The sequence below is a fragment of the Methylobacterium sp. OAE515 genome (assembly GCF_041806315.1).
GTDB classification, from domain to species: domain Bacteria; phylum Pseudomonadota; class Alphaproteobacteria; order Rhizobiales; family Beijerinckiaceae; genus Methylobacterium; species Methylobacterium tardum.
Genome location: NZ_JBGMUV010000001.1, coordinates 5,340,309 through 5,355,085, shown reverse-complemented (window position 1 = coordinate 5,355,085; position 14,777 = coordinate 5,340,309). Strand labels below are relative to the sequence as shown.

18 protein-coding genes are annotated in these 14,777 nt (G+C 69.6%); 10 read left to right on the top strand and 8 right to left on the bottom strand.

What is annotated here, in order from left to right:
• Positions 1–30: 30 nt before the first annotated feature.
• Positions 31–1,047 carry a heparan-alpha-glucosaminide N-acetyltransferase gene (locus tag ABIE45_RS26135; RefSeq protein WP_192707734.1) on the bottom strand — a complete coding sequence of 339 codons (1,017 nt, stop codon included), beginning with the start codon at positions 1,045–1,047 and terminating at the stop codon, positions 31–33.
• Between the two features lie 348 nt (positions 1,048–1,395).
• Here ABIE45_RS26135 and ABIE45_RS26130 point away from each other — a divergent pair, with 348 nt between their 5' ends.
• The 8 genes from ABIE45_RS26130 (at position 1,396) to ABIE45_RS26095 (ending at position 6,634) form a co-directional block, all read left to right on the top strand.
• A complete protein-coding gene (locus ABIE45_RS26130; protein WP_192707735.1) occupies positions 1,396–2,001 on the top strand; it encodes a cold-shock protein in 606 nt (201 codons plus the stop codon).
• Between the two features lie 142 nt (positions 2,002–2,143).
• Positions 2,144–2,632 (top strand): DUF192 domain-containing protein, encoded by a 489-nt coding sequence (locus tag ABIE45_RS26125; RefSeq protein ID WP_192707736.1) that lies wholly within the window; start codon positions 2,144–2,146, stop codon positions 2,630–2,632.
• 118 nt (positions 2,633–2,750) lie between these two features.
• On the top strand, positions 2,751–3,152 hold the full coding sequence (locus tag ABIE45_RS26120) for a hypothetical protein (RefSeq protein WP_192707737.1): 402 nt from the start codon (positions 2,751–2,753) through the stop codon (positions 3,150–3,152).
• Positions 3,153–3,233: 81 nt separating this feature from the next.
• Complete coding sequence (locus ABIE45_RS26115; protein WP_192707738.1) at positions 3,234–4,106, top strand: dienelactone hydrolase family protein; 873 nt, start codon at positions 3,234–3,236, stop codon at positions 4,104–4,106.
• Between the two features lie 188 nt (positions 4,107–4,294).
• Positions 4,295–4,750 (top strand): response regulator, encoded by a 456-nt coding sequence (locus ABIE45_RS26110; RefSeq protein ID WP_192707739.1) that lies wholly within the window; start codon positions 4,295–4,297, stop codon positions 4,748–4,750.
• Positions 4,751–4,829: 79 nt separating this feature from the next.
• On the top strand, positions 4,830–5,030 hold the full coding sequence (locus tag ABIE45_RS26105) for a hypothetical protein (protein ID WP_192707740.1): 201 nt from the start codon (positions 4,830–4,832) through the stop codon (positions 5,028–5,030).
• A 144-nt stretch (positions 5,031–5,174) separates the two neighbouring features.
• Positions 5,175–6,344 carry an alpha/beta hydrolase gene (locus tag ABIE45_RS26100; protein WP_192707741.1) on the top strand — a complete coding sequence of 390 codons (1,170 nt, stop codon included), beginning with the start codon at positions 5,175–5,177 and terminating at the stop codon, positions 6,342–6,344.
• An 89-nt stretch (positions 6,345–6,433) separates the two neighbouring features.
• Positions 6,434–6,634 (top strand): hypothetical protein, encoded by a 201-nt coding sequence (locus ABIE45_RS26095; protein ID WP_192707742.1) that lies wholly within the window; start codon positions 6,434–6,436, stop codon positions 6,632–6,634.
• Between the two features lie 73 nt (positions 6,635–6,707).
• Here the strand turns inward: ABIE45_RS26095 and ABIE45_RS26090 are convergent, their stop codons facing one another.
• From ABIE45_RS26090 to ABIE45_RS26060, 7 genes are read right to left on the bottom strand one after another with little or no spacing between them, the layout of a single operon-like run.
• The gene (locus ABIE45_RS26090; RefSeq protein WP_192707743.1) at positions 6,708–7,664 is read right to left on the bottom strand and encodes a YncE family protein; all 957 of its coding nucleotides are present in this window, start codon (positions 7,662–7,664) and stop codon (positions 6,708–6,710) included.
• Positions 7,661–8,194, bottom strand: a complete 534-nt coding sequence (locus ABIE45_RS26085; RefSeq protein WP_192707744.1) for an SRPBCC family protein — start codon at positions 8,192–8,194, stop codon at positions 7,661–7,663. The genes ABIE45_RS26090 and ABIE45_RS26085 overlap by 4 nt, the downstream gene beginning before the upstream one ends.
• Before the next feature lie 21 nt (positions 8,195–8,215).
• Positions 8,216–8,806, bottom strand: coding sequence for a DUF447 domain-containing protein (locus ABIE45_RS26080; protein ID WP_192707745.1), 591 nt, complete (start codon positions 8,804–8,806; stop codon positions 8,216–8,218).
• A 4-nt stretch (positions 8,807–8,810) separates the two neighbouring features.
• Complete coding sequence (locus tag ABIE45_RS26075; RefSeq protein ID WP_192707746.1) at positions 8,811–10,373, bottom strand: DUF6513 domain-containing protein; 1,563 nt, start codon at positions 10,371–10,373, stop codon at positions 8,811–8,813.
• Positions 10,370–10,945: a uridylate kinase gene (locus tag ABIE45_RS26070; RefSeq protein WP_192707747.1), complete on the bottom strand. Its 576-nt coding sequence runs from the start codon at positions 10,943–10,945 to the stop codon at positions 10,370–10,372. The genes ABIE45_RS26075 and ABIE45_RS26070 overlap by 4 nt, the downstream gene beginning before the upstream one ends.
• Positions 10,942–11,643, bottom strand: a complete 702-nt coding sequence (locus ABIE45_RS26065) for a (5-formylfuran-3-yl)methyl phosphate synthase (protein ID WP_192707748.1) — start codon at positions 11,641–11,643, stop codon at positions 10,942–10,944. Before ABIE45_RS26065 ends, ABIE45_RS26070 begins: the two co-directional genes overlap by 4 nt.
• A 27-nt stretch (positions 11,644–11,670) precedes the next feature.
• A complete protein-coding gene (locus ABIE45_RS26060; protein ID WP_192707749.1) occupies positions 11,671–12,198 on the bottom strand; it encodes a DUF3280 domain-containing protein in 528 nt (175 codons plus the stop codon).
• 183 nt (positions 12,199–12,381) lie between these two features.
• Here ABIE45_RS26060 and ABIE45_RS26055 point away from each other — a divergent pair, with 183 nt between their 5' ends.
• Positions 12,382–13,617: an ABC transporter substrate-binding protein gene (locus ABIE45_RS26055; RefSeq protein WP_192707750.1), complete on the top strand. Its 1,236-nt coding sequence runs from the start codon at positions 12,382–12,384 to the stop codon at positions 13,615–13,617.
• A 121-nt stretch (positions 13,618–13,738) separates the two neighbouring features.
• On the top strand, positions 13,739–14,722 hold the full coding sequence (locus ABIE45_RS26050) for a YVTN family beta-propeller repeat protein (RefSeq protein ID WP_192707751.1): 984 nt from the start codon (positions 13,739–13,741) through the stop codon (positions 14,720–14,722).
• The last annotated feature ends 55 nt before the right edge of the window (positions 14,723–14,777 follow it).

Sequence of the window (14,777 nt, the reverse complement as noted above, 5' to 3'; positions counted from 1 at the left end):
CGGAAAGCCGCCCGCAGGTGGCGGAGCGCATCAGCGCTCCGTCCGGGCTGCCTGCTCCAGGGTTGCGTAGCATTGCTGTGAGAGTGCCTGCGCGCGCAGGCGCTCCGGCCCGCTGAACGGCCGTCCATCCTCGCGGAAGAGATCCTCGCGGAGGAGCGCGTCGGAGGTGCAGCGCGCCGCGATGCGGCACAGGGGCCGCTCGCCACCCGTCCGCGTGCAGATCGTCACGTAATCCGCCCGGAAGGCCCGCAGGCCCGCCCGCGGATTGGCACCCGTGAGCGTCACGACGCCGGTGAGGAGCACCAGCAGCACGGGCTGGTGGATCAGGTAGATCGCCAGGCTGTGGCGTCCGGCCCAGGTTGCGGCCCTGCCGATTGCCGAACGAGGTGCCCAGGTGCCCAACGCCGAGCGCGCGAATCGGGGCAGGCCGATCCTGCCAACCGCGATCCCGGCCAGTACGAGCCCAAACCACGGGAAGAGCGGAACGTAATCGTTGGTCCGGGGCGTCCCCGATCCGAGGCCGAGGAAGTACAGGACGGGCGCGTCGAGGATAGGCGCGTGCACGAGGTGCGGCGCGGCGATGAACGCGGCGGCCGTCAGCACGGTGACGGCGACCGGCGCGAACAGGAACGGGAGGCCCAGCAGGCTCGCCACTGCGATGCAGTGCAGGACGCCGAAGAACACGAACGCATCCGGAAACGCGATCCATGTTCCGAGGGTGACGAGGAGGGCGGCGCCGCCGATCCGCGCGAGGCGCAGGAGTGTCGGTCTCGGCCGCACGCCCCCGCCGTTCATCAAGACCAGCCCGATACCGACGAGGACGAGGAAGCTGCCGGCGATCATCTCGGCCGCGATTCGCCCCGCCGGAGTCAGCGCGTAATTCTCGGCCGTCAGCCGCAGGAACCCGAGATCCCAGAGCGTGTGATAGCTCGCCATCGCGGCGAGTGCGGCCGCGCGCGCCGCGTCGATCATCGGGAAGCGCCGCTGCCGAATGGCCGCATCCGGCGTAGCGGTGGCACGGTCGCGTGTGAGGTCGATGGCGATCATGCCGAACCCAAACCACGCCGGCGCCGGACATGCCAACCGGCTGGCAGCGCACCGCGCCGTCGGCCGATGCCGGGTCGTGGCGCTCTCGCAAACGTGACACCTGCCGACTTCCGCCCGGCCGGCGGCGTGTCCGATCATCGGCGCGCAAATTCTGCTCGCCGGACCCGGAGCTTAAACGCTGCTTTCGCCGCCGACTGCGACCAATCGACTGTTGCCGGCGCGCCTCCCAGCGCCAAGATTGCATCTCGCTGGGGCTCGGCTGCCGGTGAAATGGGCTTCCCGGGAATCAGGACTTCGTTAATCTTGCCGGGAGAGCGCGCGGCGTGATTCGGTGTAGGTTGCTCGGCCATGTCTGACGAACGCGGCTTCGGGCCTGAGGACCCCGATCGGGCGGCTGGCCCGCGGACCGGCGAGACCGCCCCGCGCGACGACGAGGCCCTGGATCTCGTCGAGGTGGCGGGCCGCATCAAGTGGTTCGACGTGTCGAAGGGCTTCGGCTTCATCGTGCCGGATGACGGCTCGCCAGACGTCCTGCTGCACGTGACCTGCCTGCGGCGGGACGGCTTTCAGGCGGCCAGCGAGGGTGCGCGCATCGTCGTGGAGGCGGTGGAGCGTCCGCGGGGCTGGCAGGCCTTCCGGGTGATCTCGCTGGATCAGGCGACGGCGATCCATCCCTCCGAGATGCCGCTGCCGCGCACGCACGTGACCGTGACACCGACGAGCGGGCTCGAGACTGCCGTGGTGAAATGGTTCAACCGGCTGCGCGGCTTCGGCTTCCTGACCCGGGGCGACGGGACGCCGGACATCTTCGTGCACATGGAGACTCTGCGCCGCTACGGGATCGCGGAGCTGAAGCCGGGCGAGGCGGTCCTGGTGCGCTACGGAGACGGCTCGAAGGGCGTCATGGCCGCCGAGATCCGGTTGATCGACGGAGCCCTCCCGGCATCGCACTGAACGGCCGGGCGCGGCACGGCATCTATGTCGCTGTCGCACCTGAGCATTTCCGCACGCGGTTTCCCACGGCCCGTATCCTGGTCTATGGCTGCGCGGCGAGCCCGACCGGCGCGCCTGTTCCCCTGAAAGGCCCGAGCCTGTGATGTTCTCGACCCGTTTCGTGTCGGCCGCCGCCGTCGCATGCCTGATGGTCATGGCCGCCCCCGTTCCCGCCGTCCTTGCTCAGGCGCCGGCCAGGGCTGCTGCCGCGGCAGGCGAGCCGCTGACCATCGTCACCAAGGCGGGGCCGAAGCGATTCAACGTCGAGGTGATGCGCGACGATGCCGGTCGCTCCCGCGGCCTCATGTTCCGGCGGCACATGGCGGCCGATCACGGGATGCTGTTCGACTTCGAGCGCGAAGAGCCCGTCACGATGTGGATGAAGAACACCTATCTTCCGCTCGATATGGTGTTCATCCGTCCGGACGGGACGATCAGCCGGATCGCCGCCGATACCGAGCCGCTGTCGACCGCGATCATCCCATCGGGAAGCCCCGTTTCCGCCGTGCTGGAGCTCAACGCCGGGACGACGGCGAAGCTCGGAATCCAGCCGGGCGACCGCATCGAGCATCCGCTGTTCAAGGCACGTTGAAGCCGCCTCCGACAACCGCGAACGCATCAGGAACAATCTCTTGACCGCCGTCCTGATCCGCGCCAGTGTTCCGGCAATGTTCCGGTGCGCCGGGACGCCGGTCAGGGCGGAGGACCCGATGAGCGACGTGGCCGAGGCCGAGCTGTTCGGCAATGACGACTGGTCCGTCCAGCCGGACGGGATCGAGCATCGCGACACCGGCTACTTCATCGCCCGCGAGATGCTCGCGGCGCGCCGGGCTGAGGGGCTCTGGGACTGGCCGCTGCAGATGGCTGAGAAGCGCTGGTGCCGGCCGAGCCTGTTCCGCGAGGCGTTCCTGGCCGCTCTCGAGCGCTTCGGCATCGCCCGCGACGCGGAGCTGACCCGCTCGTTCGCGCTGGGCTACGGCATCCGCGCCGTGGTGGCGCCGGCCACCGACACGTTCGTGACGCTGGCCGACATGCTGCAGCCGCGCGAGATCGTGGATGCGGGCCGGGCCTTCGCCCGCCCGGCACGGACGCTCGTTGCCGCGGGGGCGTAACGTCCGGACGATCCGACGATGATTTGACCGCGCATACCTGGCCCGGATAGCCCTTCGCGACGCAGCGAGGGAGAGATCATCATGGCGGATCAGGATCAGGCGGGGCTCGATGGACTGATCACGCCGCCCTTCTCGCGGCGCGGCTTCGTGATGACCAGCCTGATCAGTGGCCTGACCCTGGCGACGAGCCGGGTCGAGGCGCAGGTGATCCACACGGATAGCAGCGGCATCGAGGCCGGTGAGGTGAAGATTCCGGCCGCCGACGGGCCGATGCCGGCCTACCGGGCGGTGCCGGACGGCGCGGGACCCTTCCCGATCGTGCTGGTGATCGAGGAGATCTTCGGCGTCCACGACTACATCAAGGACATCTGTCGTCGCCTAGCCAAGGCTGGCTACTGTGCGGTCGCCCCGGAGCTGTACGCGCGGCAGGGCGATCTCTCGACGATGACCGATGCCAAGCTGATCATCCGGGATGTTATCTCGAAAACACCCGACGCGCAGTGGATCGGCGATCTCGATGCCACCGTGGCCTGGGCCGGATCGGCCGCGAAAGGCGATCCGAGCCGGCTCGGCGTCACGGGCTGGTGTCGTGGTGGCCGGGACGTGTGGCTCTACGCGGCGCATCGCCGCGATCTGAAGGCGGCGGTCGCCTGGTATGGCCCCGTCGGCGGCGATCGCACGGACATCCAGCCCCGCACGGCTGGCGACGTCGCTGCGGAGATCCACGCGCCGCTGCTCGGCCTCTACGGCGGCGCCGACACGGGCATCCCGGTTGCTGCCATCGAGGCAGCGCGCGACCGCGCAAAAGCCGCGGGGAAGATCGTCGAATTGATGATTTACCCGGACGCGCCGCACGGCTTCCATGCCGATTACCGGCCAAGCTATCGCCAGGAAGCCGCCGAGGACGGGTGGAAACGGGCGCTCGCCTTTCTGAAGGCGAACGGCGTCGGCTGATTCAGCCGGTTTTGCTTCTGTCCGGGACGTTCCTGACCGGCTGTGTTACTCAAGACACGGCCACAACTTTCCGATTATGCAAGGATCCAGGGAGGATCTGTGCCTGCGCGGGTCCGGCCTACCGCGGCGATCGGTCCTTGAACCGATCGGCGCGGCCGCCGTTCAGCCCCTGTAGAGTGTCCTGGCCTATGAGCGATTCGGTGCAGCCCGGCCAGAAGCCCGTCATCCTCGTCGTGGAGGACCAACCCGACGAGCGCTTCCTCGCGGCCACGTTGCTGGAAGACACCGGCTTCACGGTCATTGAGGCCGAGACCGCCGACCGCGCCCTCGCCATCCTCAACGACCGGGCTGACGAAGTCAGCGTCGTCTTCTCGGACGTGCGGACGCCCGGGCCCATCGGCGGTTTCGAACTGGCTCGGATCATCGGCGTGACCTGGCCGCGGGTGCGGGTGCTCCTGACCTCGGGCGATGCCGGCGACCAGCCGAGCGATCTGCGCGTCTCGGCGACGTTCATCCCGAAACCCTGGCGCGCCGAGGACATCCTGGCCTGGGTGGAGCAAGCCGCGGGACGCCCGTCGGAGGGCAAGGGCCCGGCGGTGATCGGACCGGGCGGAAAAATTATCAGCCCTGGATTGGAAACCTGACGCGCGGATCGGGTTGTACGCCACTCCCGGAGCGGATGGCGCCCCGGGTCCCGCAATACAGTTGAACCCGAACTTGGCCATGCAGATTGTCGCCGCCAACTATGCCGATACGCTGCGCCGATCCGGCTCATGGAACACGGCCGAATCCGCCGTGCTGGATACGGTGCGCCACGAGCTTCGCGGCGTCTTCGGCGAGGCGGACGATGACCTTCCGGCAGAGCTGACCGCGCTCGTGCGCCGGCTCGACCGGGCGGACACGGGACAGGGCGCTTCCGTCTGAGCGTTGCGCTCCCGGCGCGCTGTGCTGGCCTTGAAACTGTGTGCCGCCCGCGGAGACTGCTGCGGCGAGTCGCCAAGACGATAGAATCTGCTATTCAGCGCTCCCTGACCTGCTGACGCATCGCGTCTCTCTGTCGAGCCCTTCATGCGTCTCACGCTCATCCGCCGACCGCTCGCTGCGGTCGCGATCATGACCCTTGCCGGCCTCGTCTCCGCGCAGGCCGCCGCGCCGCCGCCGCAGCCTGCCGATGGGCCGGGTGGTGTCGGCGACCGCAAGATGACGATCACCAAGCGCCTGCTCGGGCGCGGGACCGCCAGCAGCTTCGCCTTCTACACCGCCGGCGCTGCCCCGGAGGCCGGCAGGCCTGTGGCGATCTTCCTGCACGGTTGGGGTGTGGTGAACCCGCAGAGCTACGGCGCCTGGATCGACCATCTGGCGCGCCAGGGTTGGCTCGTGCTGTTTCCGCGCTTCCAGGAGGTGAACCGGACGCGCCCGGCCGACGCGCCGGGCATCGCCGAAACCCTCGTGAAGGCGGCACTGGCCGATTTGTCCGCGGACGGCGAGGCCAAGCCGGATCTCGGCCGCGTTGCGATGATCGGCCATCTCGCCGGCGCTCCGCTCGCGATGGATCTCGCCGCCGACGCCAAGACGCACGGGCTGCCCACACCGAAGCTGATCTTCGCCGTGACGCCCGGAGGGATTGCCAGCGGTCCGAAATCGCGCGGTATCACGCTCGGCGAATTGTCGGGGATCGATCCCGCGACGCTCATCGTGACCATGGTCGGCGACAAGGACACGCGGGCCGCCGACCTTGCCGCGAAGCGCCTGCTGCGCGAGGCCAGCGCGGTGCCGCTGGATCGAAAGCTCTTCGTGCGGGCGCTCTCGGACGACCACGGCTTCCCGGCACTGACCGCAACCCTCGCGGCGCCGGCCGGCCTCGATACGGCCTATGACGGCGGTGCGATCAAACCCGGCCCCGAACCGAAGGACGCGGCGAAGGATGCGCCGAAGCCGCCGCCGTTCCGTTGGTCTGCCGACATGGCGCTGTCGGGTGAGCAGCAGACCCTGGTCTCGCAGGTCAACCTCGCGCGCGTCGACGCTCTGGATTACCTCGGGTTCTGGAAGACGTTCGACCTCGCGGCCGCGGCCGCATTCGCGGGCTCGGACGCCTCGGCGCTCAAGAACAATCCGCGGCTCGCCGACATGGAGCGGTGGAGCGACGGCTGGCCGGTGAAGCGGCTCGCGGTGGAGACGCCGCGCCCGGCACCGGCCGTCCAGGCCGGTTCTCCGCCGGCCACCACGCGCAAGCGCTGATCTGGCGAGTACTGACTTGGCCGTTCGGGCAGCTTGGCCTTGGCGCGAGGCTTGCTAATCTGCTCCCGTTCGACACGGGAAGTCCAGCCATGCCCGAATTCGTTGCCAGCCTGCTCGCCGCGGCGGCCTTCTGCCTGACCTTGCTCGCGCTGAACGCGCTGACACGGGTTCTGATCCAGACCCATCTCACGCCGTCCGACCTGGGCGAGAGCGGCTTCCTCCAGATCGGCGCAGCCCTGTTGCTGGCGCGGGTGGCGTACCGTCGGGCGCCTGTCCGCCGGACCGTCTGACGGCTCCCGGGCAGAAGCGGCTCCGGAGCGGTGAGGCCGGGTCCCCCGGAGAGATCCCGCGCCCGGGCCCGTGTCAGCGCAGAAAGGTACCGAAGGAGCGCGGGCCGTTCCCGGTGGGGATCGTCTTGATCACCTTCAGCGTCCGCGCGTCGAGGACGCTCAGCGTGTTGTCGCCCCAATTCGCGACGTAGAGGCGCCCGTCCTCATCGGCCGCGATGCCCTCCGGGTGGTCACCGACGTCGATGTCGGCGATCGGCTTGAGCGTCGCCAGGTCGAACGCGGTCACGCTGCCGGCATACTGATCGGTGACGAAGCCGCGACCCTGCACCAGTGCGATCACGTAGGGCCTTCGACCCGTCTGCACGCGGCCGATCTCGCGTCTCGCGGCGAGATCGAGGACGGAGACGTCGTCCCCGGTCACGTTGGCCGTGTAGGCCCGGCCCGCGGCGGCATCCAGGGTGATGCCGAACGGGTGCTGCCCCACCGGAATGACCGTCGTCTCGCGGCGGGCTTTGGCATCCACCACCGAGACCGTGTCGGCTTCGCGGTTCGCCACGTAGAGGGTCGCCCCGTCGGGGCTCACGGCGATGCCGGAGGGCGAAGCTCCGACGCCGATCTCGCCGTCCGGGCTCAGCGTGCCGTCGCGCTCGGTCAGCACGAACAGGCGGTGGCCGTACCAGTCGGCCACGTAGACCGTGCCGCCGCGCGGGTCGGTCGCAATGCCAAGCGGACCGCCGGGCAGCGCGACCTCCGACAGGACGCGCCCGGCGTCGAGGTCGATGATCGCGACCCCATGTCCCTCGGGCCGCGTGACGTAGGCGCGCTTACGGTCGGCCGACAGCGCGATTCCGGCGGGCGCACCGTCGACGGGCACGCGCCGCAGGACCGTGCCGGCGGCAAGGTCGATGATCTCGACCGCGCCGCCCAGCTGAGCCGTGACGATCGCCTCCCGCGCCGGCTTGGCCGAGGCAGCCGACGCGAGGAGGGTGAGGCCGGCAGCGAGCGCCGCGCGACCCCGGTGCGGTATCACGAGCCCTTCTCGACCTTGGCCTTCAGGTTCGCGAGGCTGGCCTTGATCCAGTCGCCGACGCCCTTCTCGGACGCCTCGTCGTTCAGCTCGGGCGGCGGGTCATTGTTCATGTAGCCCCGGTAGAAGGCCGCCTTCCACTCGACCTTCGACTTGGCGTCGCCCGCGGGCTCGACCGTGATCGTGGCAGAGTAGTCGTTGGCCGGCAGGTCCTTCACGTCGACCTTGTCGATGTAGTACGAGAACAGCTTGTCGTCGGGCTTCAGCTTGTTGCTGGTCTCCTGGATCTGATCGCCGTTCTTAAGCGTCAGCACGCGCTTGAACTTGCCCGCCGGATCGCCGGTGAACTCGGTCTTGGTGACGTTCTGAACCCAGTCGGCGTTCTTCACGTCGCCGACCACGGCCCACACCTTGTCGGCCGGCGCGTTGATCTCGATCGACTCCGTGATCTTGCGCCGAGTCGGGCCGTGCGCCTGAGCCGTCGCGGCCACGAGGGCCGCGGTGGCCGCCAGGGCCAGGGTGATTTTCTTCATCTTGTCCTTCTCCTCCCGCCGTCAGCGGTCGTCGCGATCGAGAACGCGCGCCTCGGGGCCGAGCGCCGCCGCGACCTTGTCCTCGATCCAGCCCCAGGCCTCGCGCTCGCGGGGTCCCGCGGTCTTGCCGATGGCGATGGCGAGGTAGGCCATCTCCGTCAACACCTTGTCCGGCTCAAGCATGTGCAGCCGGGTTGAAAGAATGGCGGCTTCCAGGACCGCGGCCTGCGCGCGGTTGTAGCCGATGAACGGCGCGTGCGCGGCGCTGTGGACCAGCCGCCCGCGAAAGCGCGGGCGCGTCGCGTGCGGCTCGACCGCCGCCACCTCGAACTCGGCATGTCCGAAACTGTCGGCGAGGCGCCGCCCCGGGATCGCCGTGCACGCCTCCGTCGGCCACTCGCGCCGGCCCGTCACCGCGCCCGCGATGACGCGGATGTCGCGGGGGCTCGACGCCGCGAAGTACGGACTGGCCTCCAGGTTGACGATGGTCGGCGACGGCCGGAACGGCGCCAGCACGTAGCCCTCGTCCTCGCCGATCAGCCCGAACGGCACGAGATGCAGCTCGCCCGCCGGCGACAGGGTCGTGACGATCGTCTCGAGGATCAAAGGCATCGGCTCACGCCCTGTCGACCGGCACGAGCCGCCCGCAGACCAGCTTGGCCTTCGGGTCTTGCGGTTGCTCGGGCGCCGCTTCCGCGCGCGCGCCCGCTTCGGAGATGATCTCGGGCGCGCGCGCGTCGGCCTCGGGCCGCACGAGGCGCGCGTCCCGCGTGCCGGGCGGCGGCGCGTCAGGGCCGGAATGGCGCGTGTGACCGGCCTTCTTGAAGGCGGTGGCATCCTCCACCTCGGCGTCGGCCGCGCAGCCCCAATCGAGGGGCTCGTCCTGCACGTAACGCTTTCCGAGCCGCCAGGCGGTCTCGGCCTTGGCGAGTTCCGCCCCGAGATAGAAGGCATGCGCCCCGTCGCTGGCGACATCGAGGTCGGGGAAGAAGGCCATCGCGTCGGTGCCGACTCTGTGGATGTCGCGGTTGTAGACGTGGATCCCGTCCTCCGCGACCGCGATCCGGTAGTTGGGATCGCGCACCTCGGCGGCCGCCTGCGCGACTTCCTCGGCGGTCTGCACGAAGGGGCGCTTGTCGTGAAGGGCGAGCAGCGCGCGACCATACCCCTTGGGCAGCGCGGAATCGGCCTTGGCGGCGTACATGACCCGGCGGGCGGCGTCGTGCTCCTCGACGGTGCGGCGGGTGTGGTTGGAGACCTGCACGATCAGCACGTTGCGGATCGAAAGCTCCGAGCACATGCCGACGAGGAGGGCGGTCACGCCCAGCGAGTCGGCCTCGGTCAACTCCGTGAGATTGCCGGTGCCCATCATCATCTCGATCTCCGGCCAGCGGTCGCGGGTCTCGCGATAGCGGGCGATCGAATCCACGAAACCGTGATGAATCGGCTCCAGGATCGGATCGGCCAGGAACGGCCGCCCGGCCTTCAGCATCCGCTCGATCGCCCGGTCGAGGGACGGCAGGTCGTCGGGCCGCAGCGGCACGAGAATCGGCACCGCGTCGGTCTCGAAGGCGAGATCGAGGGTCTCCTCATTGAGGCTCAGCAGGTAGTCAGCCCCGGCGCCGGCGCCCCGGGCGAGCTCCTCGCGGGAGAAGGAATCGACACTGACCGTGAGGCCGGCGTCTTTCATGGCCTTCACGGCGTCCTCGAGGTGGGGAAACGGCGTGTCGGGCAGCCCGCCCAGATCAATGACATCGGCGCCTCGCCGGGCGAGGTCGAGGCCCTTGGTCAGGATCGCGTCGACGCTCATCTTCGAGGCGTCGACAATCTCCGAGAAGATCCGCAGATCGTGCCGGGAAAGGTCCACCTTCCGGGCCGACAGGCCGAGCCACGCGGGCAGGTCCACGACCTCGTCGGGGCCGCGCTCGACCGGTACGCCGAAATGCGCGGCGAGGTGCTCGGGATTGGCGCGGCACCGGCCCGGCAGGATCACCCGGGTCGCGCCCTCGGGCAGCGTGACACGGCGGCGGATGATCTCCTCGGTCATCAGCGCGGCGACCTTCACGCCGGCATCGGCGATGCTCCACCGGAACCGGTCCGGCAGGCCGGCCGCGACCTTCTCCAGCCGCGCCCGCGCGAGGCGGCCGGTGACGAACACGATATGCTCGGGCGCGCTCACGCGGCATCCTTCATGGCGACCGTGACCTTCTCGGCCGGCCCCCAGATCTCGATCGGGCCGCCGAACCGTGCGGCGAAGTCCGGGAAGGCAACATCCACCAGGCCGATGCGCGCGAGGGCGGCGGCATCGTGACCGCCGGGCGCATCGACGGACTTCACCATCACGCAGCGTTCGGCCTGGACCTGTGCGGCGAGCCAGAGCGCTAGGCTGTCGGAGGTGACGTCCCAGGTCTCGGGTATGTCCGGATGACCCGCGCGCAGACGGCGCGGGTTCCACACCCGTGCCCGGGCCGGCGCAGCCTCCGTCCAGGGCTCCAGGCTCTGCACCAGGCGCGGCTCGATCCCGCGGAAGATGCCGGCGGCATCGCTCATGGCGTCGAGCGCGCGGCGATGGGCTTCGGCGTCGCTGAAACCCTCGCGCGCCTGCGCGGCCCGCACGGCACCCGCGAAGGTGCCGCCGCCCGGCACGACGATGCAGCGCCCGAGCACGCCGTCGGCGAGCGCGGTCAGCAGCGCGCGGCGGCGATGGGGGTCCGCCTCAAGGCTGCCGCCGACCTTGACGACGGCGGTCACGCGGCGTCCCGCCGGCTCGGCCGCAGGGCGCGCAGCGCCTCGGCCACCCGCAGGGGATCGATGCCGTTGCGGCGATCGAAGTCGCGGCACAGGCCGCCACGGAAACCCAGATAATCCGGTGCGTACGCGCCGAGGCTCGGGATATCGATGACCCGCAGCGAGCCCGCGAGGCCACTCATCAGCGCGTGGTCGCGGCAGGCCGCGGTGAAGGCCGCAAGATCCGCCGGCGCCGCGAGATCGGGAAGACGCGCGCCCCGCTTGCCGGCCGTGTCGATCATCGCGCCCGCGAATCCGGCTTCGGCGAGGTGCGGGACGAGGGTGGCGGCCGGGCCGTCCTCGGCGAACAGCACGGCGATCAGCCGTCCGGGCGCCGCCGCGGCGAGAGCCGCCAGGGTAGCCCGATCTCCACGTCGTGCCGGGCCGATACCGGTCTTGACCCAGTCCACCCCCGACGCCGCCATCGCGTCCACGTCGCGCGGCGTCGGCTCGGCGACCGCGCTGGTCACGGCACCGCCGGACACCCGGGCGACGATCTCCCGTACGGTCCGGGTGTCGAGCGCGCCGAGCGCCCCGCGCTCGGGATCCTTGGCGTCGACGAGGTCGGCCCCGGCCAGCCGCGCAGCCTCGGCCTCGGCCGGATCACGGACACTGACGAGAAGACGGGGCAGGGGAGTGGCTTGGGCAGGAGACGCGGACACGGATGACTCGGGACTCTACGGAAGGCCTCATGACTTTCCGGGCAGCGGCTCGGCGAGCAGGCGGTTCTTCACCACCCACCGCATGGCGTGGGCCCAGGTATCGTCGGTGTCGGCCCGGATCGTCACATGCCCGCCGCGCACCACCTTGCCGGTCTCAGCCTCGGCGATGGTGACGTTCAGGTTGAAGATCTGACCGGACCCCTTCTCCACATAACCCGTCACGACGAGGTCCGCACCCAGGCTCTTGCCGATGTCCGCCGCGCAACCGTTGCACTTGTAGAGCGGACCCTCCTTGGCCACGGTATCGGCTTTCGGCGCCGTATCGACCATCTCTAGCCCCGCCTGATCGTGGAGAGCCTTGCGCAGCTCGTCGGTGACCAGCGTGAGCTTCTTGGTGTCGGCCGGCCTTGCACGGGCGCCGTAGGAGGCGCCGGGATCGAACAGCTCCACCGGGAAGACGGCGGCCTTCTGTGCGGCCAGGGCCGCGCCGGGCAGGGCAGTCCCCAGGATGACGAGCGCGCACGCGGTGGCGGCACGGAGAGACTGGGGGCGCATCGTCAGGCTTCCTCTCGACGGTCCGATCGCCGCGTTCGGCGACATCGTTGCCGGCATAGGTCGGGCGAAGGGACAATTTGGCAATGTACTTCGCAGCCTGCGTATTCCACGACGGGAACGTGAACGTCGGGACGACAGGCCGCGGTTGAGCGGTCGGAGCGGAAGCTGTTAGAGGCCGCGCATATGCAAGATCCTGCACCCGACACCGCTGTCCTCCGTCAGGCGTTCCCGGTCTGGCTGCGCGCCGGGCTTGCGGCGCTGGCGCTGTTGCCGCTCTCGGCGCAGGCCCAGCAACCCGCCCCAGAATCGATCGACACCCATATCGGCCTGATCTATCGGCCGCAGCCCGCGCCGTCCTCCTACGACGCCGAGGCGGCGCCGGAGGACGAGGGCTTGGCGGGCGCCAAGATGGGCATCGCCGACAACAACACGACCGGCCGCTTCACCAAGCAGACGTACGCCCTCGACGAGATCGCGCTGACCGACGACAAGCCGGATCCCGTCGCGGCGGCCAAGGAGCTGGTCGCCAAGGGCGCGCGCTACCTCGTTCTGGCTCTGCCCGCCGACGCGGTGCTGGCGGTGGCGGATGCCGTCAAGGAGACCGGCGCCGTAGTGCTGAACGCCGGGGCCGCGGACGATCGCCTCCGCGGGGCCGATTGCCGGGCCAACGTGTTCCACATCCTCCCATCGCGGGCGATGCTAACCGACGCGCTGGCGCAATACCTGACGGTCATGCGCTGGCGGAAGATCTTCCTGATCGTCGGCCCGACCGACGCCGACAAGGCCTATGCCGACGCGGTTCGCAACTCGGCCCGGAAGTTCGCGCTCAAGATCACGGCCGAGAAGCCCTGGACCTTCGGACCGCTGGCCAAGGCGCGGGGCGATACCCCGACCCGGGCCGAGGCGATGGTCTTCACCCGGGGGCTCGACTACGACCTGGCCATCGTGGCCGACGAGGAGGGCGACTGGGGCGACTACGTGCCCTACCGCACCGTCGATCCGCGCCCAGTCGGCGGCACGCAGGCGCTGACGCCCACGACCTGGTCGCCCGTGCTGGAGACCTGGGGGGCCGCCCAGGCGCAGAACCGGTTCCGACGGCTCGCCGGACGCCTGATGCGCCCGCTGGACTACCAGGTCTGGGCCGCGGTGCGGACCGTCGGCGAGGCCGTGACAGCCAAGAAGACCAACGATCCGGCGGTGATCGGGCCGTATCTCGCCGATCCCGCCTTCACGCTGCCCGCCTACAAGGGCGTGCCGCTCAGCTTCCGGCCCTGGGACCACCAGCTCCGGCAGGCGATCATCGTGGTGCAGCCGAAGGCGCTGGTCTCGGTGGCCCCCGAGCAGGGCTTCCTGCATCAGCGCACCCCGCTCGACACGCTCGGGGTGGATCTTCCGGAAACCACCTGCAAGTTCAAGTGAGGCCTCCGCCTGCGGCGTTGGTGAGCGGCCGGCGCTCTCGCAACGCGCGGAAATCGCACTACAATTGTCCTCCGAGAACGTCCTTCGAGGACGCCGGGAAGTCGCAAGGGAAGGGAATGGTATGAACCGCCGCGTCGAGGCAGGTCTGAGTGTGTTCGCCCTCGGAGCGTGGTTCGCCCTGTGCGGGCCGGCCGCCGCCTTCACCGCCTACGTCACCAACGAGAAGGGCAACTCGGTCAGCGCCATCGACACGAACACGATGGCGGTGACGGCGACCTGGAAGGTCGGCCGCCGCCCGCGGGGCGTGACCGTGTCGAAGGACGGCAAGGAGCTGTTCGTCTGCGCGAGCGACGACGACCGCATCGACGTGCTCGATACGAGTTCCGGCAAGGTGGTGCGCTCCCTGCGCTCGGGCCCGGATCCGGAGCAGTTCATCCTCGATGCGTCCGGCAACCCGCTTTACGTCGCCAACGAGGACGACAGCCAAGTCACCATCATCGACATCGAGAAAAACAAGGTCCTGGCCGAGGTGCCGGTCGGCGTCGAGCCCGAGGGAATGGGCCTGTCGCCGGACGGGAAGATCCTGGTCAACACCTCCGAAACGACCAACATGGCCCATTTTATCGACACCAAGACCTTCCAGGTCATCGACAATGTGCTGGTCGATGCCCGGCCGCGCTTCGCCGAGTTCACCGCCGACGGCAAGTTCCTGTGGGTGTCGGCGGAGGTCGGCGGCACGGTAAGCGTGATCGATGTGGCCCAGCGCCGGGTGATCAAGAAGATCAGCTTCAAGATCCCGAGCGTGAACGACGAGGCGATCCAGCCCGTCGGCATCCGGATCACGAAGGACGGAACGAAAGCCTTCGTGGCGCTCGGCCCGGCCAACCGGGTCGCGGTCATCGACGCGAAGTCCTACGAGGTCGAGAAGTACCTGCCGGTCGGCCAGCGCGTCTGGCAGCTCGCCTTCACGCCGGACCAGAAGCAGCTCTTCACCACGAACGGGACCTCCAACGACGTCTCGGTGATCGACGTCGCCGCCGAGAAGGTGGTCAAGAGCATCCCGGTCGGCCTGCTGCCCTGGGGCGTGGCGATCTCGCCGAACTGATCCGGCGCGGATTCGGGATCCGAAGCGAACAGGGCACCCGGCGTGGCGCCCAAGG